This window comes from Eilatimonas milleporae (assembly GCF_003688555.1).
GTDB classification, from domain to species: domain Bacteria; phylum Pseudomonadota; class Alphaproteobacteria; order Sphingomonadales; family Kordiimonadaceae; genus Eilatimonas; species Eilatimonas milleporae.
In genome coordinates, this window is the sequence record NZ_REFR01000016.1 from 133,554 (window position 1) to 156,435 (window position 22,882).

17 protein-coding genes, 1 tRNA gene and 1 pseudogene are annotated in these 22,882 nt (G+C 52.1%); 11 read left to right on the forward strand and 8 right to left on the reverse strand.

The genetic code is table 11. The features are described 5' to 3' along the window. Positions 1-285 precede the first annotated feature (285 nt). A pseudogene (locus tag BXY39_RS18090) lies at positions 286-750 on the reverse strand (Stf0 family sulfotransferase); the annotation flags it as partial. Further along, positions 720-998: a Stf0 family sulfotransferase gene (locus BXY39_RS20140; RefSeq protein WP_425458917.1), complete on the reverse strand. Its 279-nt coding sequence runs from the start codon at positions 996-998 to the stop codon at positions 720-722. The gene BXY39_RS20140 and the pseudogene BXY39_RS18090, both read right to left, overlap by 31 nt. 272 nt (positions 999-1,270) lie before the next feature. Here BXY39_RS20140 and BXY39_RS18100 point away from each other — a divergent pair. Beyond that, positions 1,271-1,345: transfer RNA gene (locus BXY39_RS18100), tRNA-Thr, on the forward strand. Here the strand turns inward: BXY39_RS18100 and BXY39_RS18105 are convergent. The 3 genes from BXY39_RS18105 to BXY39_RS18115 all read right to left on the reverse strand — a co-directional run bounded on the left by BXY39_RS18105 (position 1,324) and on the right by BXY39_RS18115 (position 10,418). Further along, positions 1,324-2,679, reverse strand: coding sequence for a recombinase zinc ribbon domain-containing protein (locus tag BXY39_RS18105; protein ID WP_121940313.1), 1,356 nt, complete (start codon positions 2,677-2,679; stop codon positions 1,324-1,326). The genes BXY39_RS18100 and BXY39_RS18105 overlap by 22 nt on opposite strands. A gap of 356 nt (positions 2,680-3,035) precedes the next feature. Continuing rightward, positions 3,036-7,007, reverse strand: a complete 3,972-nt coding sequence (locus BXY39_RS18110; protein WP_121940314.1) for an NACHT domain-containing protein — start codon at positions 7,005-7,007, stop codon at positions 3,036-3,038. A 15-nt stretch (positions 7,008-7,022) separates the two neighbouring features. Continuing rightward, positions 7,023-10,418, reverse strand: coding sequence for a DEAD/DEAH box helicase (locus tag BXY39_RS18115; protein WP_121940315.1), 3,396 nt, complete (start codon positions 10,416-10,418; stop codon positions 7,023-7,025). A gap of 266 nt (positions 10,419-10,684) precedes the next feature. On the opposite strand from BXY39_RS18115, the gene BXY39_RS18120 reads away from it, so the two are divergent. The 3 genes from BXY39_RS18120 to BXY39_RS18130 all read left to right on the forward strand — a co-directional run bounded on the left by BXY39_RS18120 (position 10,685) and on the right by BXY39_RS18130 (position 11,798). Further along, positions 10,685-11,191: an antirestriction protein ArdA gene (locus BXY39_RS18120; RefSeq protein ID WP_121940316.1), complete on the forward strand. Its 507-nt coding sequence runs from the start codon at positions 10,685-10,687 to the stop codon at positions 11,189-11,191. A gap of 64 nt (positions 11,192-11,255) precedes the next feature. Continuing rightward, positions 11,256-11,498, forward strand: coding sequence for a type II toxin-antitoxin system ParD family antitoxin (locus tag BXY39_RS18125; protein WP_121940375.1), 243 nt, complete (start codon positions 11,256-11,258; stop codon positions 11,496-11,498). A gap of 6 nt (positions 11,499-11,504) precedes the next feature. Further along, positions 11,505-11,798, forward strand: a complete 294-nt coding sequence (locus BXY39_RS18130) for a type II toxin-antitoxin system RelE/ParE family toxin (RefSeq protein WP_121940317.1) — start codon at positions 11,505-11,507, stop codon at positions 11,796-11,798. Here the strand turns inward: BXY39_RS18130 and BXY39_RS18135 are convergent. Both BXY39_RS18135 and BXY39_RS18140 read right to left on the reverse strand, forming a co-directional pair. Further along, positions 11,795-13,105: a relaxase/mobilization nuclease domain-containing protein gene (locus tag BXY39_RS18135; RefSeq protein ID WP_121940318.1), complete on the reverse strand. Its 1,311-nt coding sequence runs from the start codon at positions 13,103-13,105 to the stop codon at positions 11,795-11,797. The genes BXY39_RS18130 and BXY39_RS18135 overlap by 4 nt on opposite strands. A 3-nt stretch (positions 13,106-13,108) precedes the next feature. Then, on the reverse strand, positions 13,109-13,498 hold the full coding sequence (locus tag BXY39_RS18140; protein WP_121940319.1) for a hypothetical protein: 390 nt from the start codon (positions 13,496-13,498) through the stop codon (positions 13,109-13,111). Positions 13,499-14,069: 571 nt separating this feature from the next. Here BXY39_RS18140 and BXY39_RS18145 point away from each other — a divergent pair. Continuing rightward, positions 14,070-15,647, forward strand: coding sequence for a sigma-54-dependent transcriptional regulator (locus BXY39_RS18145; RefSeq protein WP_121940320.1), 1,578 nt, complete (start codon positions 14,070-14,072; stop codon positions 15,645-15,647). Positions 15,648-15,895: 248 nt separating this feature from the next. Here the strand turns inward: BXY39_RS18145 and BXY39_RS18150 are convergent, their stop codons facing one another. Further along, positions 15,896-16,306: a DUF2794 domain-containing protein gene (locus BXY39_RS18150; RefSeq protein WP_245999459.1), complete on the reverse strand. Its 411-nt coding sequence runs from the start codon at positions 16,304-16,306 to the stop codon at positions 15,896-15,898. A 222-nt stretch (positions 16,307-16,528) separates the two neighbouring features. Between BXY39_RS18150 and BXY39_RS18155 the strand changes: the two genes are divergently transcribed. From BXY39_RS18155 to BXY39_RS18180, 6 genes are all read left to right on the forward strand, one after another. Next, positions 16,529-17,275 (forward strand): head GIN domain-containing protein, encoded by a 747-nt coding sequence (locus BXY39_RS18155; RefSeq protein ID WP_121940321.1) that lies wholly within the window; start codon positions 16,529-16,531, stop codon positions 17,273-17,275. Between the two features lie 94 nt (positions 17,276-17,369). Beyond that, entirely contained in the window at positions 17,370-18,068 is a 699-nt protein-coding gene (locus BXY39_RS18160; protein ID WP_170163951.1) for a head GIN domain-containing protein, read from the forward strand. Between the two features lie 381 nt (positions 18,069-18,449). Beyond that, complete coding sequence (locus BXY39_RS18165) at positions 18,450-19,154, forward strand: glutathione S-transferase N-terminal domain-containing protein (RefSeq protein WP_121940323.1); 705 nt, start codon at positions 18,450-18,452, stop codon at positions 19,152-19,154. Positions 19,155-19,265: 111 nt separating this feature from the next. Beyond that, positions 19,266-20,213, forward strand: a complete 948-nt coding sequence (locus tag BXY39_RS18170; protein WP_121940324.1) for an ABC transporter ATP-binding protein — start codon at positions 19,266-19,268, stop codon at positions 20,211-20,213. Then, entirely contained in the window at positions 20,210-20,992 is a 783-nt protein-coding gene (locus BXY39_RS18175) for an ABC transporter permease subunit (protein ID WP_121940325.1), read from the forward strand. Before BXY39_RS18170 ends, BXY39_RS18175 begins: the two co-directional genes overlap by 4 nt. Next, positions 20,992-22,863, forward strand: a complete 1,872-nt coding sequence (locus BXY39_RS18180) for a Gldg family protein (RefSeq protein WP_121940326.1) — start codon at positions 20,992-20,994, stop codon at positions 22,861-22,863. The genes BXY39_RS18175 and BXY39_RS18180 overlap by 1 nt, the downstream gene beginning before the upstream one ends. Positions 22,864-22,882 lie beyond the last annotated feature (19 nt).

The window sequence follows — 22,882 nt, forward strand, 5'->3', positions numbered from 1 at the left end:
CTGACTGTTGCGTTGGCGGATTTTACGCCGCCTAAGATTATCGCGAAGTGCGTTAGCCAGTCTTTGCTCACGGCGCTTTCTTTGTGTTTGATTAGAGTTATGAGTTTCTGGGGATTTTTTTTTCTTCCTGTCCATGAGTTTTTCTCACACTTTTGGCTTGGAGATATTAAAAAGTATTTTACTTTATATAATCTTCTTTAAATAAGTCTATATAATTAAAAATATATTCATCTAGTATTTTCTCATTGTTATGATTTGAAAGTTTAACGGTTTTGCTATTATTTTTTAAATATTTAATTTTATTCCTAAATCATTTAAAATCGTGCCAATATATTCTTTAGGGTTATTACGGTAATCTTCATAGTTAATTCTTAAAGGCGTTATTTTATTTTTTTCGAAAAAAATTTCTATTATCAGATTTTCTTGATTAATTTTTTCGGTGGCTTTTTTTATAAATTGATGCCTTACTTCAATATTGTCATTGTAATCCTTTTTATAGGTGGAAAAATTTGTTCCTGGAAAGGGTTGGTCTTTGTCTGATTGAACAGCATGGTAGATACCGGTTTGTCCAGCCATGGCTCTTGATATTGCTTGTCTTAAGGTATTATTTCTCTTCAAATAAATCCAATATGCGTCTTTAAATTTATTGTAAAAAGAATTAAAAACACTATAATCCTTTTGATGTTCTGCCGATTTATTCAAGCATTCATCCACATTCATTATTTGAGATGACATAACTTTAACAGAAAAAACTTCTTTTTTGTTTGATTTTTAATTGTAGTGTTTAGTCTCTCCTTCCAGTCAATATCCTGTCGGCTGGGGGCCCAATTTATGAAATGTTCGCGAGGATTGCCCAAGACACCAGTGGCAGCCATGTCGGCACATATCATTGTCGATCCACTGCGGGGTGTTGCACACAATACAATTTTTTTTACCAATGTTCCGTTCCCGATAAGTGGCTTAGGTTTGTATTGGGTTTGCCGTTTTCTCTGAGACACATTTCTTGTTACACATCTGAATGTGAAACTACAGTTGCCTCTGTAAGCTTTTTTACATCCGCTTCCTTGGTGGTGTGGATGCCGTATTATATCCTCTGCATTAAGATGATGATTTTCAGTTGACGCCAACTGCAACCACGTTTAAGTGTCTCGCCGGTTCGTTGATAAGGTCCAAGCGACACCTGTTTAACTAATTGACTGGCTTGGCGTTGTCACGCACCATTGCTGATACGTTTCGTTAGATAATCTGCTCTTCTGTATTGTTCAGACGGGCCGCTGTAGCTCAGTGGTAGAGCGCACCCTTGGTAAGGGTGAGGTCGAGAGTTCAATTCTCTCCAGCGGCACCATCTAACAAACCAGCCGAAAAACCATCGAAATTCCCGCCTAAGACATTGAAAGGCAACGATGTCTTGGGAGTTCTATATCCCTCATGCCGCGTGTAGTGCAAAGGCTCGGGAAACACCAGTTTCAGCACCAATCTGCGCAGGGTGAACTTGCCGGAAGCCCATATTTTATAGGGGTTTGCAAGGACGCGGAGGGAGAGTTCTAGCACCTCATCGAAGGCGGGTTGCGGGGCGGCGGTATTTTGGGCTTTTTCCGCCAATATCAGCTTCCTTTTTTCAAGTTCGCTGATGCGGTTTTCAAGGGCGGTGATCACCCTTTCGTTGGTAGCGTCTACAATGCGGTCAACCAGCTTGCGGATTTGCGATTCTGCATCACGCATATCTCTTTCAATGGTTGTTATGCTGGCGGCGGCGCGCTCAAGCTTTGTGTTCCAGTATGTGCGGAACATGGCAACCGTAACCTTGAACAGGCTTTCCTTTGGCGGCAAAGAGGCAAGGAGCGTTTCAAACTCCCCTTCGATTTCAGCGCGGGGGATCGACTTCCCGTACATCTCGCAGCCTTTAGTTTGGCACAGATAGTATGCGAATCTTTTGGTCTTGCCCGTGCTCCAACTGCTTCGCAGAGGCTTGCCGCAGCAGCCACAGGCAACGGCCCCGCGCAGGATGAAGTCTTTGTTCAGGTCCTTGCGTGCCGGGGCGTATACGCCGCCCTCTAGCCGTTTCTGTATCTTCTCAAAGGTTGCCTTGCTGATCAGCGCTTCGTGCTTGCCCTCACGGTAGACATTGATCTGATAGTCTCGCAATCGATCCAAATAGTCGCGTAGGACAATATCCCGCTCGCGGTTGCGCAAATAGTCCTCATGACTCGGATTATCATCTCTCCAGACGATTGAGTCACTTTCCGGCGGCAGAACTTGTTCGCCATCTTCTTTGAACACATTGCCGTCGGCATCGCGATAAACGCGCGCGCCATCTGATAGGGTGCTGGCCCGGCTCTGGATGTCGTCCAGCTCTTGATCGTTTTGATGAAGGTCGTTTTCGGTTTTGTCGATGGCGGGTTGGGTACGCTGCTCAGCCTCAATCAGCATCTCCATTATACGGCTATAGTCTTGCGCATAATTTGGCTGTGTAAGAAGTAACTGCAATCGTGTTTGTTCGGCCTGTTTGGCGTTGGCGCGTCCGGTTCGGCGTTCGCGTTCCTCGTCGCTTGTAAAACGGTAGGCTCTGCCAGTTTCACGCCCGGCCAATTCATTCTGGAGGTCGCCGAAATCTTCCCGCGTCCTCTCTAAAGCGCGCTCATTCCTGTATTCACGTGAATAATAGTCATTCGTGTCCACGGTCCCTCACAACTCTTAAGGTAATCATATCGGAAAAAGTTTAAATAGTGCTTAAAGTATAAGTAGTTACTAATATTTTCAGCAACCAGAATGCGGGGCGAGACCACAGTAAATCAATAGTCACAATAGGGGGTAAAATAGTACCAAAAGACGGAGCATTGGGGCGTCATATAGCGTCACGTAACCCGTTTTAAGGTAAAGCTATTGTAGTCAAATTTCATTTTCCGGCTTACGCAAGCTGTGCGCATAATATGCGCGCTTGGGTCGGGCAGGCCCGACCTGCTCACCTTCGGTTCGGCAAGGGGAACCCAGCAAGCTCGGTTCCCCGTTGCATCCCCTCCGACTTTCGATCTGCCTTACTGCTGCATGGTTATTTCGGAGATAATCCCATGTGCTCGGTTGCGGATTTGTTGATGAGGGTCACCCTCAAATAACGTCTGACATATGCTAACTATTTCATCCCGCGCCATATATTTGGAATCCAACAAATTCATGGCAGCAAAACGTTTCTTGGCATCTTGGTCATAGAGAAGGCACTTCAGTGTTTCGACCTGATCAGGCGTGAGGTCTACGTTGCTCCTTAGCACATCAGACAATAGATGGGTCGGAGTTTTTCCCTGAGTTGCATCTTGTACAAGCTGTTGGCAAGCCGCCATGTCGTTCTTGATTCTCTCAATGAAAATTGGCTGGGCGACTCCTCTGACATCTGGTCTTGCGTCGGCCATATAGCTTAACAACTCTGGATACGTTGGAGGCTCCATGGCTGTCATAGCCTGCAAAATTACATCTCTGGGGCTTTTAGGGACCACACCACCATTTGATGGATAGGGTTTTTCGGTTTTTTGCCAATGATTGTACGCTTTTTGCAGCAAGGCGTATAAATCTGGGCTTTCTTGCGACGCATATTTCTGTGCCAATTTAGCTGCACTAGAAGCAATATATGGATTTGAACATAATAGACCCAGATTCAGTATCTGGAATGTCTCTTTGTCCCATCGTGGAGGTGCCGAGCAGAAGAACTCGAATAGATATTCATAGCCGCTTTCCGGAGATGTTTGCAGCCGCTTGAAAGCCGATGCTGCAATTTGATCATTGTCAGCTTGTTCCGCTAGAGTAGCGGCAATGAATAGCGTTTCTCTTTTCCCTTTTGTTATCAAATCTTTAGAGAGCTGCAGAAGCTCATTTTGGTCTAGAGTGTTTGCTAAGATGTAAGCGGCAATCTTCGCTATCCATGTAGAGCGATGAAAACATGCTTTTCTTAGAATGCTTTTGTCAAATTTGAACGTTTTGCCTGTCCAGTCTGGGAGGGGTACATCTACATGGGGGGCCCGGTCCGAAAGTGAGGAAAAAAGAAAACTTTCACTTCCTTCTAGGTCGTTCAAATAGGCTTTGGCTTCATGGCCTATTTCGCTTCTAGGGATGCTGGAAACTTCAATTAGAGCCTCAAAAACTTCCTGTATTAAGGGTAGGTCTTGCGGTTTAGACCACAGTCGTGTTTCGCTAGGGGTTGTTTCCCAGAAGTTTGATTGCTCCAAAAGCGCCGCAAGATTAAACAAGTAGCCAGCTCGTTTGCCATTGCCCTCAAATGAGTGGGCAGCAATTAGTTCGAGCCATTGTTTTATGTCGGCTTCCATTGCATTGCTTGTTCGTTTAAATCTTTCCAGCACTTTGCCGTCGCCAAACGATTTTTGTTTCCATGGCGACGGTAAGATATGTTCTCTGTCGTAGTCTTCCGAGAGTTCTTCAAGTTTTTGGAACTCGCCAACACTTATGCGCATACCATCGCCAAATATCTTTTCGAGCGCGTCGCTAGCTTGTTGATCGGAGGCTCTGGCGAAAAGTTGTTTTGCTGTTTGGAGGCGAAATGAACGAAAAAGATCAGGACCTTCTATATTAAGCGCTACACCTCCGCCCAAGCTAGGTCTGAGTGGCTCGAACTCTTGGTCGAGGCTTGTTGCAGCCTCAACAAGAGCATCGAGAGTATAAAATTGTTCACCTGCACGTACTGCGCAGTACCACGCCACTAAACGTGTCCATGCGTGGACATGCTGAAACAGTGGTTCGAGTTCTGAGCCGAACAGCTCCGGAAAACGCCCCGCCACCTGACCTAGCATTTTACCCACGGCAAGTGCATCAGATTTTCTGTCGCTTTGAACCTGAATTAAGCCATCATCTATTAAGTTTAGTAAAAGCTCTTTTCTGATTGGGGGCTCAGATAGCGTAGCGATTTTTAAGCAGGAAATTATGGTATCGTGATCATTTAATACTTTTGAGTCACTACTGCGCAGAGAAATAAAAATTTGTTCCGCTTTATGCGTTTCGGAAGCGAAGCTTATGGCTTCGATAAAACCGGGGGAGTCTAAAAGGAGTGGCAGGGTCGCAGATAATTCATTGTCGGGCAGCGCACAGATGTATCGGGCGGCGGCGTATTCCGCAAAAGTAAGATGAACGAAAGTTACAATACTTTCTTGAAGATAATGCAATTTTTCTAACACGCCTATCTTCTCCCAATAGGCTACGCAACGTGTGACTTCTTTCAAAGCACACAACTGGGTACAATTCAGCTCTGCAGCAAGTTTTTGTGCACATTGCTCGTAGAGTTCAGAGGTTGGGACCGTTGGCTTTTGGATCAGAGTAAAAGCTAAAATATCGAGAACTCTATGCACTGTAGGGCCATCTATATTTTCGGACTCCAATTTGTCGTTCGGTTCGGCATCAAATAGCTTGAAAATTTCGGCATATAATCGAGATTTCCTCTGTTCAAATGGCACGCCGTTGATCGATAGCGATGCGATCAGTGAAAGCAGTAGCGGACTGCGGGCGATTAAGTCCCCCACGGGGTTATTGTTAAAATATGATTTGGCGTATTTTTGGGCCGGAACGGCGCGAATATCGTCGTTCCCCACGATATTTTCTATCATGGTTGATAGCTCTTTAGAGATTGTATCCTTTGGGAGAGGCAGTATTTCGTAATGCCTCCAACCCTCAAGCATTGCACTTCGATAGCCAATAGGTCGGGTGGTTACGATGATGCGATATTCAGGATGACCCAACGCCAGTTGTGTTAGTTCCTCTGCGATATGTGCTCGGTCATGTCCGCATTCATCTAAGCCATCGCAAAGGAAGACGAGATCGCTATATGCGGCTGCAGTGAGATCGCTGGAGCTGATGCCTGAGTTTGCTAGGCCAAGCTTCAAGGCGCTTTCTTTGAAGCCTTCGCCGTGAGTGCGCATACGTTGTGCTATCAGCCGCAAATTCACTTTTACCGTTGGAAGTCCTTCACTCGCATACTGTATTGCCAATTTTTTAAGTAGAGTAGACTTGCCCATTCCGGGGCCTGAAACGACAACGACGTGCCGATAAAATCGCCCTAGAGTAATCGGTGAGATCAAGGACGTGTGAGTATCAAGTTTGCGTTTGGCCCAGTCATGATATTTCAAAAGGGCATCAGAAATATCGGCGTCTGCGCCCTCCGTATTTTCATCTGCAGAAACCACAATTGGGATATCTATCCAATGCTCGTTCAGGGATAGTTTGCGTTTAATTCCCCAAATCGAGAAAAATTCGTTGGCTTTGATTGTCCAATCAGCAAGCCTTGAGAGGATAGGTAAAGGACGTGAAGACTGGGCAGATCGAACTTGAATCCCGAGACTTTCTAAGAGCCTAAGTATGCTCGATGTGGTCCTAGCAGAACGGTCTTCGATAATGCGATGTGCGTCTTCATATAGGTGGCCCCATGTTGCCTGAATTTGTTTCTTTTGAGCACATATATTTTCAAGCATTGCCATGGCAGTTTCGATTGAAGCTTGGTCTGCGACTAGGGCATGAACGGTGACTATCCGAAGTTTTTGGCAAACATCTGACGTGGAGAGTCCTAACTTTTGCAGCGTCTGGAAGAATTCTTGGCTGATAGGCTTAAGATTGTCGGTACGGCCACCACCGAGCCTGCGAATATCTGTGGCCAGTTCAAGGCGAATAGTCTGGCTGCTTTCTGGGCAAACGATCAATACACCGAAATTGATCTCGTTTTTGCTAATAGCCAGGGCTAACTTTGTGAGCGTTTCCCACAATTTTTGACCTTTCCGGAGCCCCTTTTTGATCTGAATTTCAGCAGTCAGTTCATTCTGAAAATTGATCTTTAGATCATCGCCGGCGCCTCCGGTCTCGGCGAAAACTTCGATGGGTGTATCGTCGGTCACCCCATCAAGCCATTTTAGTGGGCTCCCGCAAGACATATGAATTGAGGCAATAGTTGTTACAGCCGCCTGAAAATTCATACCGCCACCAGTGGCACTTCCCCCCGCTCTATTGGTTTTCTTTTTTGCCATTGTATTCCTTCGGGATTACCACCTCGAATGACTATTCGTTGAAGCTATATATTTAGCCATCGTTGCGAAACTACCAGCCCCGGACCATGCTCCTTGGGAACCGACGACATATAGATTTTTCTTCGCCCGCGACACGGCTACATTGAGTAGATTTTCGGGGGAACCAGCCCAGCGCCGCGCGCCATTTTGTGATGCTTTGGGCGCGCCGAGCAGAAAGACGACTGTGTCCGCTTCGCGCCCTTGAACGGTATGAACTGTCCCAACGCATTTTTTTGTAAACTGGTCGACATCCATTTGCATCGCCTCGAACAGTGAGCGCTCTTGGCGCAGCCTGCGTCTTATTTCCTGAGCAACAATTCGGAACGGAGTGACGATAAAAATATCGGGTCTTTTGATGCTGCAAGCGTTCAGTTTCTGGAAAAGCTCGACAACTTTTTCGCCCTCTTCAGGGCACCATTTTGATGAGGCATCACCATCTACAGAGAACCAGCCGGATGGCCCTAGTGCAGCGCGGATTGCGCCGCCATCTGACGGTTTGACTTGTGTAACCATCTTGTTGTTGTAGGCGACATCATTCGAAATCGTGAACATGGGGTTTTCACAGCGGCGGTGGACCAAAAGCGGGATTCCGACATGCCTGTCGCCCGTGTCGGAAGAGAAGCTGGATTGATATTTAGAGGCTTGATCCGCGAGTGTCTGGGCTGATGCTTTGGGGCCAGCCCAGATATCAGGGTCCACGCCGAAGTGGCGACTTATTTCAATAACCAGGCGTTCTGGAAGAGTTACGACCGGGACAATTTGAATCGGATCGCCAACAACAACAGCGCGCTTTGCGCGTAAGATTGCCCCCACGGCAGCCTGCGGCACCGCTTGCCCTGCTTCGTCGATCATAACCCAGCCCAGACTTTCGATAGGCAAATTACCCAGCATCCGCCGGACGGACGCAAATGCCGTTGAAACAACGGGCACTGCCAAAAACAGCGTAGACCAAAGTTCGTTCATCAACGCCTGTTTCTTGGGGTCAGCAAAGCCACCTGCTGAGAAGGTGTTCATCAAGACGGACAGGTTGTGCAGCATTTTTTGTGCGGAAGCATCGATGAAAGCCTTATGCACATCAAGCGCCGCAACGAACAGGTCTTCCCGTTTCTTTTGAAGGTGTTCGGGCAACCATGGTGCCACAATCTGTTTGGCCTCATGTGTCTTCTGGAAAAAGCCGAGGTCCATCATGCCGTCGCCGCATAGGTGACGTTTTTCATCAATTTTCTTTTGAAGGGCGCGGAGCCGATTGGCCTGATGCATATAGGCTGAATAAGACTTTTTCAGACTTTGCCAAAGCTTACCTTTGGCAAAGAAAGGCAAGCGTTGGAACCATGAAGGACGAGCCCTTTTGTTCGACATCAACGCGGTGAGGTTCTGTTGAAAATCGCGCTCCACATCCAGCCACAAATCCACGAACAGATGCTCTGGCGGCATGATGCGAGAAAGTTGGTCTCCGACGCTTGCCGTTTGATCTTTCAATCTCAGCAGGAACGTGCGTTCTTTCAGCATCTGTAAGCACAATTGCCGTACCTGCTCTATTTCCTCAAGGTCGTACTCTATTTCGTTTTTGAGGTCGATGAACTGTTTGCGCGCTTGTAGCCATTGTTGTTTGGCAACTGCCGGGCTGACAGGAGGGGTTTCGTTCATGACGATAGCAGGTGTTTTGCGTTCTATGACCTTGCCCGTGTCGTCATCTTTTATCTCTGTAACAACATTATCGCCTTTTGCTGCTTTCAAATACAATCGTATCGCCGCATCATCGTCCCACCAAAAAACCTGCTGGAATTTTGAACGATTTTTCATGTTGCCGAGTGCGGCCGCGACTAAGCCCCAGCTCTGGATCGGAGGCTCAACATCATCGCCCTCTCTGTTTTCTTTCAATGACCGGAATATGGCATCACTGACGGTCTTAAAATACTGGGCTTGATCACTGCTAATGGCGCGTTGGTCGGGCAGTTCATGACTGATGTTTTCGACCGCGCTGTTATTGCTGGAAGCAACGAGGATTTCGTGACCTTTGATATGCTTGTCCAACTCGTATATGTGCCAGAACCCCTTGCCGCCAGAGCGCGTTTTCTCACCGGAAGCGGTAAAAGCGTTTTCGGGGTCGCGAAATTTGCACATGGCAGTTGCGCGGTCAGTTATTGCGTGCGCGATAATATCCCTGAGTAGCGTGGTCTTTCCTGTGCCCGGAGGACCGTTGACAGATACAATGCCCGTGTCAGGTAGTTCCTGTTTGGTAATATTTACCGCAGCCTGCTGGAGCAGTACCAGTGCTCTTTTTTCTCCCACGGGCCAGCGAGATGGGGGAATTTTTTGGGGCGCTACGGCGGCCTCCAGCGCGCTTGGGTCATTCAAAAGGTCATAGGTTTCTGCAGGTGGTTTCACACCTAGATATCGCTCCAAAGCTTCGCCAGTTTCACCCTTTCGATATTTCTCTATGGTGTCCGCCAAGTCCTCAATGAAGAAAGAGTTGAGCAAAGACCCTTCCGGCAAAGTCTGTGCCTTGAAGGAGTGATAAATGCGGACAGCGAATTCGGGGGCACTTACCATTCTGAGTGGCAGAGAGAATTGTTCTATAAAATAAGAATGCGCTTTGGAGATTATATCGTGAGTCAGAGGGATAGGGTTACCTTCGTGATCCATTCGGCATAGGAATTTCTCTAGGTGCCCTTTCAGGAGGGTTTCGATTTGGGGCCAAGTGCTGAGCTTTTCAAACTCCTTGTTTAGGGACAGAGGGAGTGCCCACGCAAAGCTCGATATGGATACAGCATCCTCTTCGACGGGGCAGCCCGTCTTATCCACCAACACTGACGCAATAACAGCATAGCTTTGGGCGTTGAAATCTTTCTCTTCATCCTGTCCAAAAGTCTTGACCAATTCGCCCGTCGCCATATTCAGATCAACGGCCCCAAGGATGACTTCATAATAAAGTTTGCAGTTTTTGCGGGAGCGTTCATTCAGGGTCCAAGGCAGGGCTGGCCCCAGTTTTGCTATGCGGCTTTTATCCCCGGAAGTCAGGTCATCAATGCGTTTATAGCTTTGTGGAGACAATGCTTCCGCTGCAATCCAGTTTGCCAGCCGGGCAATGATCGGGTCGCTTAAGTCGAGGCTGGACTTGGAGTAGTAATGGCTCAAGTCCAAAGGCTTGAGAGTATCTGTGGTAGTGCCGGAAGGCTGCGGTTGAGTTGCTGTGGCTTTCTTGGGTGCATCACCAATTTGTTTATCAAGTACTTGAGCGAGTTTCCGGGCGCGAAGGGTCTTTCGATGGGACAGCTCTTCAGCTATTTTCTGTAGGTCGTCGGGGTCGCTGAGTTCGTGAGCCAGTTTCTCTAGCTCTGAAATGCTTGTCTGAAAATAAGGTCTGGTCACGACTCACTCGTTGGTAACATCAAAAATAAATACCTATAATATTGATATTAAAACTATGAATTGTCCTTCTCTGCAAGGAAAGTCTTAGGGCGCTGCCCTCAGCGCACTTCATAAAAAATAGGCGGTCTCCCGAGGCTCGGCACTCTCTTGCTGAGGCCATGGAGCCTTGCGCCCGCCGCCGATTTTTCCTTCCGTTTGCACACCCGTTCTCGGCGAAGGCCAAGGGTTGCATGTGCAACCCCTCAACCATTCGGGAGGACAAGAAAATGACGACCTTTTACGCTCAACCCTACAGCCTGTGTGCAAGCGGCTTTTACTTTGAATGCGCGGATACCTATGAAGCCAAGATCGGCAAGGTTCGGGATGATTACGGCCAGCCTGTCGAGGAATTTGAAATCCAGTTCATCGACGGTGAAACCATCGACGCGCAGCTCTTCAAGGCACTGTGTGTGCATCAGAGCAATGTCAACACCTTCATAGAAAAACTGGAAGAATGGGACGATAAAGAGAAAGCAATGCTGATCATTGCCATTGGTGAATGCAGCTATGACTTCGATATAGAGCGGGACGATCCGCAGAATTTTGATGTTGATCTCTATGAGATCGATAGCCTCAAAGACCTAGCTTACCAGTTTGTTGATGACGGCTTGTTCGGAGATATTCCGGAGCGCTTCGCTCATTATCTGGATTATGATGCTATCGCCCGCGATTTAGGCATGGACTACGCCGAGATTTCCATTGATGGGATCAATTACGTATATCGCTGCGGCTAGGGCTAAAATTGACAATCTTTGCTAATTTATGTCATAATGACCTATGAACGATGGAGGTAAAGACATGGCAACAATGAACGTTTCTCTGCCCGATGAAATGAAAAACTGGGTTGAAAGCCAAACCCGCACTGGCCGCTACAGTAACGCCAGTGACTATGTGCGTGACCTCATTCGCGAAGATCAGGAACGCAGGGACAAGATAGCCCATATGCAGGCTCTGGTGTCCGAAGGGTTGGAAAGTGGTATCAGCGAGAAGTCTATGGATGACATTCTCAAAGAAGCACGTGCACGAACCAAAAAAGTTTGAGCCTGAATGTCCTATAAACTCACCCGTAAAGCCGAAGATGATATCATAGATATCTACCTGCAAGGACATACGCTGTTTGGCGAAAATCAGGCTGAGCGCTACCATCGCGGAATGGAAGAGGCGTTCAGGTTTTTGTCTGACGAGCCACGGGCTGCGCGAGAGCGCACCGAAATCAATCCGCCCGTCAGGGTTCACCCTTACGGCTCTCACATCATCATTTACATGATTGACCCGGCTGATGACATTCTGATCCTGCGGGTCCGTCATTCGCGGGAAGACTGGCACAACAGCCCGCTCTAACTTATCGCTCCGGCCCCCCGATCACGAGGCGGTGCGCGGCGGCGGTTGGCCTGACGGCTACGCTTGAACTCTTCCAGCTTGCTTTGCCGGTTGCCTTGGGCGAGTTCATTGAAACGCGATAGATCGGTTTGAACCTCTCTTTTCTGCTGTTCCAGTGATTGCCGCTGCTCTGCGGCCCGCTCTTTCAGTATGCGGCGCTGCGCAAGCTGCTGCGTGATCAGCCTGTCTTTTTCGATGCGATCCCGCTTTTGTGCCTTTGCAGCCTCGAACTCGTTTCGCTGTTGCGTTTGTTTGTGCTGTCCGTTTAGGCGGTCCCAAAGCCCCTTAAAGCCTTTGCGGAACCGGGCTTGGCGTTCCAGCGCTTCAGTCTGTTCCCGCTGTCTGAGCTTTTGGGCAAGCGCCGTTCTCTCGCTGCGCTGGCGTTCAACAAGACGGTCTTTCTCTGTTTGCGCCTCTTCCCGGCGCTTTTTGTCCTGTTCGGCCAGTTCATCCCTGAACCGCTGCATGGTGGCGCTCATGCCGTGCCCGATCTGGATTTTGGCTTCATCCACGCTTGGCAGGTCTGCGCCATCGCCAAGCCGCTGCCGAACCAGCTTTGTGTTAACGCCGTGCAGTTGACGGGGGATGGAATAGGGTTCGCCAAATATATCAACCGCCACGAAGCGGCCTCTATCGCCTCTGGCAAGCTTATAGCCGCGTTCTTCCAGTGCATGTGAGAAAGCGGCTTTACCGTCAGATATGGCCCATGCGTCCTGTATGGCGGTCTTTATCTCGCGCGGGTCTTTGTGATTGCGTTTGGCCTGTTGCCATTCAGCAAGAGTGAAGTTTTTAGGGTTACGTTCGGAGCGCTTGGCAAACCCTTCCGGCATGTCCCAACCGCGCTCAATGAATATCTCCCGCGAAAGGCTTTCCAGTTTCCGGTGATCGTGGGACATCTGGACTGCTTTCATCTGGTCTATGTCGATCCTGCTCCATACCGCATGCGCATGCCGCCGTCCTTCCTTCTCGTGGAAGACAATGGCGCGGGGTTGTCCGTTCAGGCCCAATCTCGCTTCGGCCCGGTTTATGACCTCCTCAAACTCCGCTGTGGAGACAGTTTCTTTCGGTGGCGGGTTGAGGGACAGGGAATAGAGGAACTGTTTGCATTTGGTGCCACGGCTCACCGCATAGGCTTCATTGAAAGCACCCATGATATTGTCTGAGGCAAAGCCGCGTATCTCATGCACGTCCACATGATCGTTTTCTTCCTTCACCAGATGAAGGGCCAAATCCTTTGCGCCGCCGCGCTGGTTGCCTTGCAGGATCACAGCCTACCCCTCCACCTTGAGGCCGAGGGCGGCAATCAGGATACAGCGCATTTCACGCACATCATCACAGGCCGCAATAAGCTTGTCTGTAAGTTCCTTATCGACAGGCAGCGCACCCGACTGTGCGGCCAGTGACAGAGCCAGAAGGCTACGGAATACCTCCGATTGCCCGAAGGTGCCGAGCAACTTCGCAAGGGCAACATGATCCACTGTAGGGCGGTGGCTGCGCCGAACAGGGCGATTCAGCTCGGACCCATCCAGCAGCTTGCCACGGATATAAACACCAAGCGGCAGTGTTCCGGCATCGTGCTCTATCTGCGCCCGTTCTTCATCATACAGGCCAAGAGAGAAGGGCTTGCGTACGCGGCGGGATTTCCGGGAAGGGCCACTCATGGCCGTGGCCCCTCGAATTCATCAAGACCGGATAAATCCGCATGTTTAAGCTGATGCTCCCAGTCTTGCAGCTCCTCAAAAAGTTGCTCTAACTTTTTCTCGTCCGGGGCACCATTCAAATTTCAACGGAATACTGAACAGCGGCGCTGCGAGAAATCTTCGCCGGCGTTCCCGCCACGCTTTTGATGCTGTGGTCTACATGCCACCAGCGCGAGCTTTATAAAAAGCGGCCACATCAACGATCAGGCCCGCTCTGCACAATCCTTGAAGCATTCGCCCCGCAACGACGATTCCATTCTGCAAAAATCACCGCCATTTCTGTTGCAGTATGCAAGATTATTGCAATATGCAAGAATCAATGTCTTGAAAATCGCAAATTACAAGAGGTGTATTGTCTGAAAATTTTACGCGTATTTCTGGTAAAGTCTTACATATAAAACAATTTTCTATTTTCGCGAAAACTGGCACGCCCGTTGCCATTCATCAGATGCCGCCAAGGGTCTCAGAGGTCTGGCGAGCCGGTTCCAAAAGGGAACCGTGAGCAACTGACGGAAACGCAAAGGGTCGCACCATGACGGACAAACAGATCAAAAACGTCTGCAACCGTAGCACCGAACAGGCTGAACCCAACACAATCTGGCTTGCGGAACAGTCGCCTACGCTGAAGGGTGTATATGCCACACATCTCCGGGCAGGTGGCCACTATGTTGTGGAAATTGACGAGCCTGAAACGCTTTGTGACCAGCTTTGCGAAGAGCAGCCCGACCTTTTGATCCTTGACATGGGACTGCCGGAAGCCTTGGCGTGCAAGGTATTAAGTCATGTGCAGGCTCTTGACATGGATATTCCCATACTGGCGCTTGCCAATGAGCGCACGGCGCATCTGGCGGCGCGGTCGCTGGAACGCGGTGCGGATGATTATCTGATGAAGCCGTTCGACGAAACCCGTCTGTTGGCCAGCATCCGCCGTATTCTGGAAACAGTTCAGATGCGGGAACAGCTGCGCGCCCTGCTGAATGTGGGCGGCCGTGAAGGGTTGGGCGATATGGTCGGGTCCACGCCCGCGATGAGGGCGATTTACCGTGGTATCGATGCGTTGTCCGAAACCACGGCGCCGGTACTGTTGAGCGGTGCGCCCGGTACGGGTAAGCGGCTTGCCGCCAGGACCATTCATCAGACAGGCCCACGCCGGTCCGGTCCCTTTATCATGGTGGATTGCACATCCCTCACAAGTACACAGTTGGACCATGAAATTTTCGGCGATGCACGCGCCGGCCTGATGATGGAGCCGTCTGCCCGCTCGGCGTCCGGGTTGCGTGCCAACCTTTCCGCCACCGGCGCGCTGCGTCGTGCCCATGGCGGCAGTCTCTATCTGCGCGGCGTGGATGCGTTGGATATCGCCTTGCAGACAAAATTGCTGCGTTTTCTCCAGACCGGCACGGTATCCGCCGGACGTGCCGATCGTCTGCAAAGCCTGGATGTTCGCTTGATGTGCAGCATGGATGCGGACCCACTCGCCAGTATTTCAAGCGGTCGGTTCCGCGAGGATCTTTTCTATCGCTTGAATATCGCCAACCTGTCCTTGCCTGCCCTGGCTGAACGCAAAACCGATATCGCCCGTTTGGCCCGGCACTTCCTTGCCCGTGAGGCATCCGAAACCCATTCCGGTTTCCGCGATCTGTCCGACGATGCCGTTGCGGCTCTTGAGGCATGGGAGTGGAACGAGAATGTGCGTGAACTTGAGGCGCTCGTTTCGTGGATCTGTCAGAGCCATCGCGGTGTGACCGTTGAAGCCTACATGCTGCCGTCCGATGGCGACAGGCGTTACCGGCGTGTGGCCGCCAGACGGATGGAAAGCGAGCCGTCCTCGGCTTATGGCAAGGAGGAAGAGGTGCCCGGCCTCGTTCTGGGTGAGTTGGCCGAGGCCTCGCTTGCCGACATTGAGCGGATGATTATTGAAAATCGCATTGCCGCATACGGCAACAGTATTCCCAAAGCGGCCCACTCGCTGGGCATCAGCCCGTCGACCATCTACCGGAAAAAGGAAGGCTGGGACGATGGCGCTGTGGTGGCGGATCAGGCGGGCCCTGTGGGGTCAAGGCACTTCGACCTTCCCAAAACCGCCGATGGGGCGGTGCTGGTCGGGTAATCGAGTGAGAATTTAGGACCGGATGATCGTTTTGAGTGGTGTGTGAAAACAGCTGTTCCGAGTGCCATATTCCTGACCGGGCATAAATGACAAATGAAAAGCCTGGGCAACGGTCAGCAATGTGAATGATCCGGTACGTTACGGCCCGCGGAGTCTCTCCTGTCCGCGGGCCGCTTTTTATTGAAAAACCGAATTTTACAGAAAGGCGGGGGACTGTCTGCCCGTCGTGTGGCCATTATCGTATTATTTCAACGGATCCGTTCTACCGTCCGTGACAGTTTGTTTTCAAAAAACACCAGAAGGCGGCCCAGGTCATGGCCGCGCTTGTAGATCCGGCCGTCCATTCCGACAATCCGCCACATGCCCTGTCGGTCCCTTTTGGTCGGTTCCTTTATAATACGGTAGATCGGCATCTCGCTCGCGCGGCGGAAGATTGAGAAAACCGCCATATCGGCAAGCTGGTCAATAGCATAATCCCTGCAGAAACCCGCTGCCACCATACGGCCGTAGATATTGAGAATGAAACCCAGCTCCCGGCGGGAAAAATACACCGTCGATGCCCTGGCATCGGCCACCGGCAGAGGCGCGGTGGTACTGGTCTGGAGGGTGCCGGACGGGGGCAGATATATAAGCCCGGATTGATCGATACCATCGTCCACGACAGTCAGTGTGGTCCAAGCACTCTGTCTTGGCAAGGGCGAAGACAAACATGCCACCAGACGACCGCTTTTTGCGGTAGTTGTGTATTGACCCTCATGGGCGTGTAATATATATCAGATTGATATAAAAATACGGTTGGCCTTTGAGAATAACATTACTGCGTACAACGATGTGCTCAAAAGGAACGGCCTCAATAAGGAACGACAACGAGGAGAAACATCATGGACCAGGACTCTTTTCGCCGGCATGCCATTTTTGGCGCGGCTGTTGTCGCTCTTGTCGGCGCGGCAGCGCTGACGGCCTCTGAAACCCCTTCCGGTAGCCGCTTCAGTCCCGATATCCGCGTTGACGTGGATATGGACGAAGATGACGATAATGACCGTCGTCGCGGCTCTTTTGTAACAGAAACACGCGACCTTCCTCCTTTCGAGCGTCTGCAGGTGCGCGGTGCGATCGAGCTTGAGCTGACGATGGGGGGTGAACAGACCGTACGTGTGCGGGCACGTGAGAGAGATCTCGCAGTGATAGATACCGAAGTTGAGGACGGGACCCTCATCATCGGCAATCTGGAAGAAAAGGGCGGCAATGACTGGGACGTGAATGGAGCGGAAATGACGATTTCCGTACCGCGCCTGACCGGCCTTGAGATTCTCGGTGCCATGGACGGTGATTTGCGTGGCCTGGATGTGGATGCTTTCGAACTTGTGCTCAAAGGGGCCGGTAATGTGGAATTGTCGGGCTCCTGCGGCGCGCTGGAGGTCGATATCCGCGGTGCCGGTAATGTGGAGGCGGATGATTTTCGCTGCAAAAGTGTCGAGGTCCATGTGCGCGGCGCCGGCAATGCCGATGTTTATGCTTCCGAGAGCGTCGAAGCCAATCTGAGCGGGATCGGTGCCATTACTGTTCACGGCAACCCGAGAAATGTCGATAAATCCGTTGGCGGTCTCGGTGAAATCACCGTCCGCTGATACGCCTGCCGTCAGGCGATTGATAACCGCGGTGTTGGATGCCGCCCTGTTTTAAGTCTGAAACCACGGACTCTACCGAATGGGAGACAGGACTATGAAAGCAACGGGCTTTGCTCTTGCGGTCGCTACCTGCCTGGGGGCGACGGCGTTTGTCATTGCTGATGACGTGGCCGAACAGGAGCGCGATGTTGGTGCCTTTGAACGGATCAAGGTCAAGGGGTCCATGGATGTCAGTGTATCCGTCGGGAATGAGCGGTCGGTTAAGGTTATTGCCGACAGCGATGTCATCGATCATGTGCGTACCGATGTTACGGATGGCGAGTTGGTCATTGGTCTCAAAGACAAGGGGCATCACTGGTCGCGGATTGACCGGTTGCAAGTGGTCGTCAGCGTTCCAAAACTGACGGCAGCCAATCTGACCGGATCCGGTGATCTGACCATTGATGATATTGCCGCTGAAACTTTTGATCTGGTGCTGAAAGGCTCCGGCGATGCCATTATCGAGGATGCTGACGTTGTGACCATGAGGACAAGGCTTCAGGGGTCCGGTGACATTGAACTGGCAGGCAGCTGTAAGACCCTGTCGGTGACATTGCAGGGCTCCGGCGATGTTGAGGCCGAAGATTTCAAGTGTGAAATCGCACAGATCGAACTGCGCGGGTCCGGTGACGTCGAGGCTTATGCCAGTGAGACGGCCGATGTTGAGATCAGAGGGTCCGGCGATGTATATGTCCGCGGTAATCCAAGTATGAACAGCCGTGTGCGTGGCTCAGGCGAGGTGCATGCGCGCTGAGTCCGGCGGCCCGCATTCATTGGTTTAGGGGCGCCACCGTATCGCCATATTTAAGCCGTGGACCTGCCTCAATGGACGTCTAGAACATAATTGTTGGCCTCGACTGGCCCAGCCACCGGCAACGTGGTGAACCCCCAAGCCCCCTCGTTCTTGCCGGATCAATGGCTGGGCCAGTTTCCTTCCGCTTCTTCATATATCCAGGCCTTTTGCTGCGATTGTCCGGCGGATTTTTCCATATGTGATGAATTTAAGCCCGCTCGTCATGATCGTGCCCGGAAGCGTGCGGACTTACTCTAATCGGCATTATGCATTGCGTGGAAAGAGCGCGCCGTGCATTGATGGCAGCATCGCGGGCGGTTTTACTGAAAAGGGTGTGGGCAAATGATTGAGCTTTATGAGCTGGCGGGCAGCGATGCGGAAGTGCGTTTCAGTCCCTATGTCTGGCGGGTGCGCATGGCCCTTCTGCATAAGGGGCTGGCTTTCAACGGCCTTGCCTGGCGATTTTGCGAAAAGACTCGGCTAGAGACTGCGTGCGGCGGAGACCGTGTGCCGGTCATTCGCGATGGTGATGCATGGGTCAAGGACAGCCACGATATTGCCGTTTATCTTGACGAAACATATGACGGTCCCCGACTGTTTGGCGGTAAGGGGGCGGCCGAACAGGCCCGCCTGATGGAGGCTTTTGTCACGACCACGGTATTGATGCCGGTTTTTCCGATGATTGCCGCGGATGTGTGTGCCTGTCTTGATGCCGACAGTGCCGCGTATTTTCGGAAAACCCGGGAACAGGTACTGGGCCGCACTCTGGAGGAGGCGCGCGCCGACCGTGAAAGCCGCCTGGATTCCTTTCGCGCCGGGCTCGCACCCTTGCGCATGACGTTGAAAGGGCGTTCCTATTTTTCCGGCGATACGCCAGCCTGGGCCGATTATGTGGTGTTCGGTTGCTTCATGTGGTCGCGTATCGTCAGTCCTTTTGAATTGCTCGATAGTGACGATGTCTTGCATGCGTGGCGGGAGCGTATGCTGGATGCTTTTGGCGGCCATGCGCGCTCTGCCAGGCTCGGATATACTAATTTGCCCTCTTGAACCGGCAAAAAGGATTTTTTATTTAGCGCATCTGGTACACGCCTGCCGCATGTGTGCGGCATGGACTGGAGCATCAGTTTTTGAAAGATAACCGGGGGGATGTGTGGCCTCATGACGGCACTTGTTGAAGCCAGAAATCTGGTGAAACGTTTTGGGCCTTTTACGGCGGTTGATGGTATTTCCCTGACTGTCGCCAAGGGAGAGGTCTTGGGATTTCTGGGGCCGAATGGTGCCGGTAAGACGACAACCATGAAAATGCTGACCGGTTATCTGACGCCTTCCGCGGGTGAGGCGCGCATAGCCGGTATCCCTGTCAATGGCGGCGCGGTGGCGGCACGTCGGCGTGTTGGGTATCTGCCGGAAGGCGCGCCTCTTTACGGCGATATGACAGTGCGGGCCTTTCTGCGGTTTATTGCGTCCGCTCATGGTATGGACCGGGACGCCGCCGTCAATGTGGTCGAAAGCGCGGGCGGTGCCGTTCACCTGGACGGCGTGATGGAACAGCGTATTGAAACGCTGTCCAAGGGATACAAACGGCGTGTCGGCCTGGCGGCTGCAATTCTGCATGCGCCCGAAGTGCTGATCCTGGATGAACCCACGGATGGTCTCGACCCGAACCAGAAGCATGATGTACGCAGCCTGATCAATACGATGGCGGCCGAGCGTGCCATCATCATCTCGACCCACATTCTGGAAGAGGTTGAGGCCCTCTGCACGCGGGCTGTCATTATTGACCGGGGACGGTTGGTGGCAGACGGAACACCCAGCGAGTTGAAGGCACGATCCCGATACAGGAACGCGGTGACAATGCTGGTGCCGGCGGGCGAGACGGCGGCCGTAGAAGAAGCGTTGCGCGCCGTACCCGGTGTGTCTGCCGTTGAACAGGCGCGCGAGGGCGCGCAAACCCGTCTCACCGTGCTTTCGGTGGATCAGGCTGATGTGAGCAGTGCGGTTGCGGCCATGACGGCGGAAAAGGGGTGGTCGGTCGGTGAATTCAGTGTGGAAGGCGGCCGTCTCGACGATGTGTTTCGCTTTTTGACAGCGGGAGGCGCTTCATGAGTCGCGTGGATGGACAGGATGCAACCCCGTACAGCGCGACTTTAAGGGCCACCGGCACGATTTTCGCCAGGGAGTTTACCGCCTATTTCGCGACGCCGCTGGCTTATGTCTTTCTGATTATTTTTCTGACGCTCCAGGGGCTGTTCACCTTTTATCTCGGGCAGTTTTATGAGCGGGAGCAGGCCGATCTCAGTGCGTTCTTTGCCTATCACCCGTGGTTGTACCTGTTCCTGATACCGGCTGTCGCCATGCGCCTTTGGGCCGAAGATCGCAAGGCCGGTACGCTGGAGCTGCTTTTGACCCTGCCCCTGCCTGCCGGCAGTGTCGTGCTCGGGAAATATCTGGCGGCTCTGGCGTTCACCGGATTGGCGCTGGTGCTGACATTTCCCGTCTGGATCACGGTGAACTGGCTCGGCGATCCCGATAATGGTGTTATTTTGACAGCGTATATGGGCTCTTTCCTCATGGCGGCGGCATATCTGGCCATCGGGTCGGCCATGTCTGCGGTCACCCGCAACCAGGTCGTGGCCTTTATCCTGTCTGTCGCTGTCTGCTTCCTGTTTGTCGTGTCGGGTCTGTCGATGGTGCTGGACGTTTTCAGCGGTTGGGCACCCGATGCCTTGGTGCTGGCGGTGGCCAATCTGTCTTTCCTCAGTCATTTTGACAATCTGCAGCGTGGGGTTCTGGGTTTGAATGACATTGTCTATTTCCTGGCGGTGATCGCGCTTTGGCTCTGGATCACGCGGGTGATCGTCGACGCGAAGAGGGAGGTGGGATAATGGCCGGGACAAACCGTTTTCTGAACCGCCCCGCAAGCCTCATAGCAATGGGCGTTCTTCTGTTTCTGTCGCTTACGATTCTGTCCGACCGTTTTCTGCGTGGTATCGATCTGGATCTGACGGCAGACGGTCTTTACAGCCTGTCGGACGGAACCCGAACCGTACTTGGCGATTTGGAAGAACCGGTCCGGCTTGATCTCTATTTTTCCAAAGGGCAGGCAGCGCCTTTCCCTCAGCTTCTGACATATGGCAAGCGGATCGAGGATTTGCTGAGGACCCTTGAAAGCGCTGCCCGTGGCAAGGTTGAATTAACCGTTATTGATCCGGAACCATTTTCCGAGGATGAAGACGCCGCTGTTGCCGCCGGTTTGCGCGGTATTCCCCTCGGCGACGGATCGATGCTGTATCTCGGGCTTGTCGCGCGGGATACCGTGGACGGCGAGGCGATCATTCCCTTTTTCGCCGAGGAGCGGGCGCGGTTTCTTGAATATGATTTGATCAAGTTGATTACGACACTTGATCAGCCCGTCCTGCCGAAACTGACACTGCTGACGCGTCTACCCATGCAGTTCGGCCCTGGTGGACCGCAGGCTATGATGCAGGGCCGTGCTCGTCCCTATGTCATTTATGAGCAGTTGCGCGAATTTTTTGATGTATCGGAGATCGCCGGCGATTTCGCTGAGATCCCTGACGATACGGATTTGCTGATGGTCGTTCATCCCCCTGCCTTGGGTGAAGATCAGCTGTTCGCCATTGATCAGTTTGTCCTGACCGGAAAGCCGGCGCTGGTTTTTCTGGACCCTCATAATGAAAGCAGTAATCCGGCGTCGTACGAACCGGATGCCAGTGATCTGGGACCACTGCTGACGGCCTGGGGAATCGATATATCCAGTGACCATCTCGTTGCCGATCTCGGACAGGCGCAGCGGGTTTCCATGGGGGGATACGGGCCTGATGCCATAAAAGACTATGTGCTGTGGATCGGTACACGCGGCTCCGCGCTTGCCGAAGATGATGTGGTAACCGCCATGCTGGACAGTGTGACCTTGGCAAGCACTGGCCATGTCGAACTGCTAGACGGGGCGTCGACAACCCTGAGTCCGCTGATTTCGTCCAGCGACCAGGCAATGCTTGTGGATGTCGCATCTGCTGTCGGCACACCTGATCCGGATTCGCTTTTGCGCGGTTTTGAGCCGTCCGGAAAACCCTATGTCCTGCTGGGGCGGGTCAGCGGTCAGGCGAATACGGCCTATCCCGAAAGAATGACGGTCGATACCCCGGCCGCAGGGGCGGGGATCAACGCCGGCCGGATTAATCTGGTGGTCGGTGCCGATACGGACATGTTTGATGATCGTTTCTGGGTGCAGGTGCAGGATCTTTTCGGGCAGCGGATCAGTGTTCCCATCGCCGGCAATGGCAGTCTGATTTTGAATCTTGCGGACCAGATGGCCGGCTCGGAAGCTCTTTTGGATCTAAGGGCGCGGGGCATTGCACGCCGTCCGTTCGAGGTGGTCGACCGCCTGCGCCGTGAGGCCGAGGCCAGATATCTGGATGAAGAACAGCGCTTGCAGCGTCGTTTGCAGGAAACCGAGGCCCGGCTTGCCGAGATGGAATCCGAGCGTCCTGAAGACGGCGCCATTTTCTCGCCGGAACAGGAACAGGCAGTGGACCGCTTCCGGGCCGAGCTTGTGGAAACCCGCAAGGCGCTCAGGGATGTTAAACGCAATCTGCGCCGTGACATCGAACGGCTTGGAGCATGGCTGGCCGGTCTGAACATCCTGTTAATGCCGGTTCTGGTGATTTTTGGCGCGTTCGTCCATTTCTGGAGGGCGCGACGACGGCGCTTGGCCGAAATCGGCGAAAGAGGATGATGTTTATGTTCCGGGGGAT

Bases quoted from the DNA above. Each gene is read 5' to 3' on its own strand.
- BXY39_RS18110 (WP_121940314.1), bottom strand. From the start codon at position 7,007: ATGGCAAAAAAGAAAACCAATAGAGCGGGGGGAAGTGCCACTGGTGGC.
- BXY39_RS18120 (WP_121940316.1), top strand. From the start codon at position 10,685: ATGACGACCTTTTACGCTCAACCCTACAGCCTGTGTGCAAGCGGCTTT.
- BXY39_RS18125 (WP_121940375.1), top strand. From the start codon at position 11,256: ATGGCAACAATGAACGTTTCTCTGCCCGATGAAATGAAAAACTGGGTT.
- BXY39_RS18130 (WP_121940317.1), top strand. From the start codon at position 11,505: ATGTCCTATAAACTCACCCGTAAAGCCGAAGATGATATCATAGATATC.
- BXY39_RS18140 (WP_121940319.1), bottom strand. From the start codon at position 13,498: ATGAGTGGCCCTTCCCGGAAATCCCGCCGCGTACGCAAGCCCTTCTCT.
- BXY39_RS18145 (WP_121940320.1), top strand. From the start codon at position 14,070: ATGACGGACAAACAGATCAAAAACGTCTGCAACCGTAGCACCGAACAG.
- BXY39_RS18155 (WP_121940321.1), top strand. From the start codon at position 16,529: ATGGACCAGGACTCTTTTCGCCGGCATGCCATTTTTGGCGCGGCTGTT.
- BXY39_RS18160 (WP_170163951.1), top strand. From the start codon at position 17,370: ATGAAAGCAACGGGCTTTGCTCTTGCGGTCGCTACCTGCCTGGGGGCG.
- BXY39_RS18165 (WP_121940323.1), top strand. From the start codon at position 18,450: ATGATTGAGCTTTATGAGCTGGCGGGCAGCGATGCGGAAGTGCGTTTC.
- BXY39_RS18170 (WP_121940324.1), top strand. From the start codon at position 19,266: ATGACGGCACTTGTTGAAGCCAGAAATCTGGTGAAACGTTTTGGGCCT.
- BXY39_RS18175 (WP_121940325.1), top strand. From the start codon at position 20,210: ATGAGTCGCGTGGATGGACAGGATGCAACCCCGTACAGCGCGACTTTA.
- BXY39_RS18180 (WP_121940326.1), top strand. From the start codon at position 20,992: ATGGCCGGGACAAACCGTTTTCTGAACCGCCCCGCAAGCCTCATAGCA.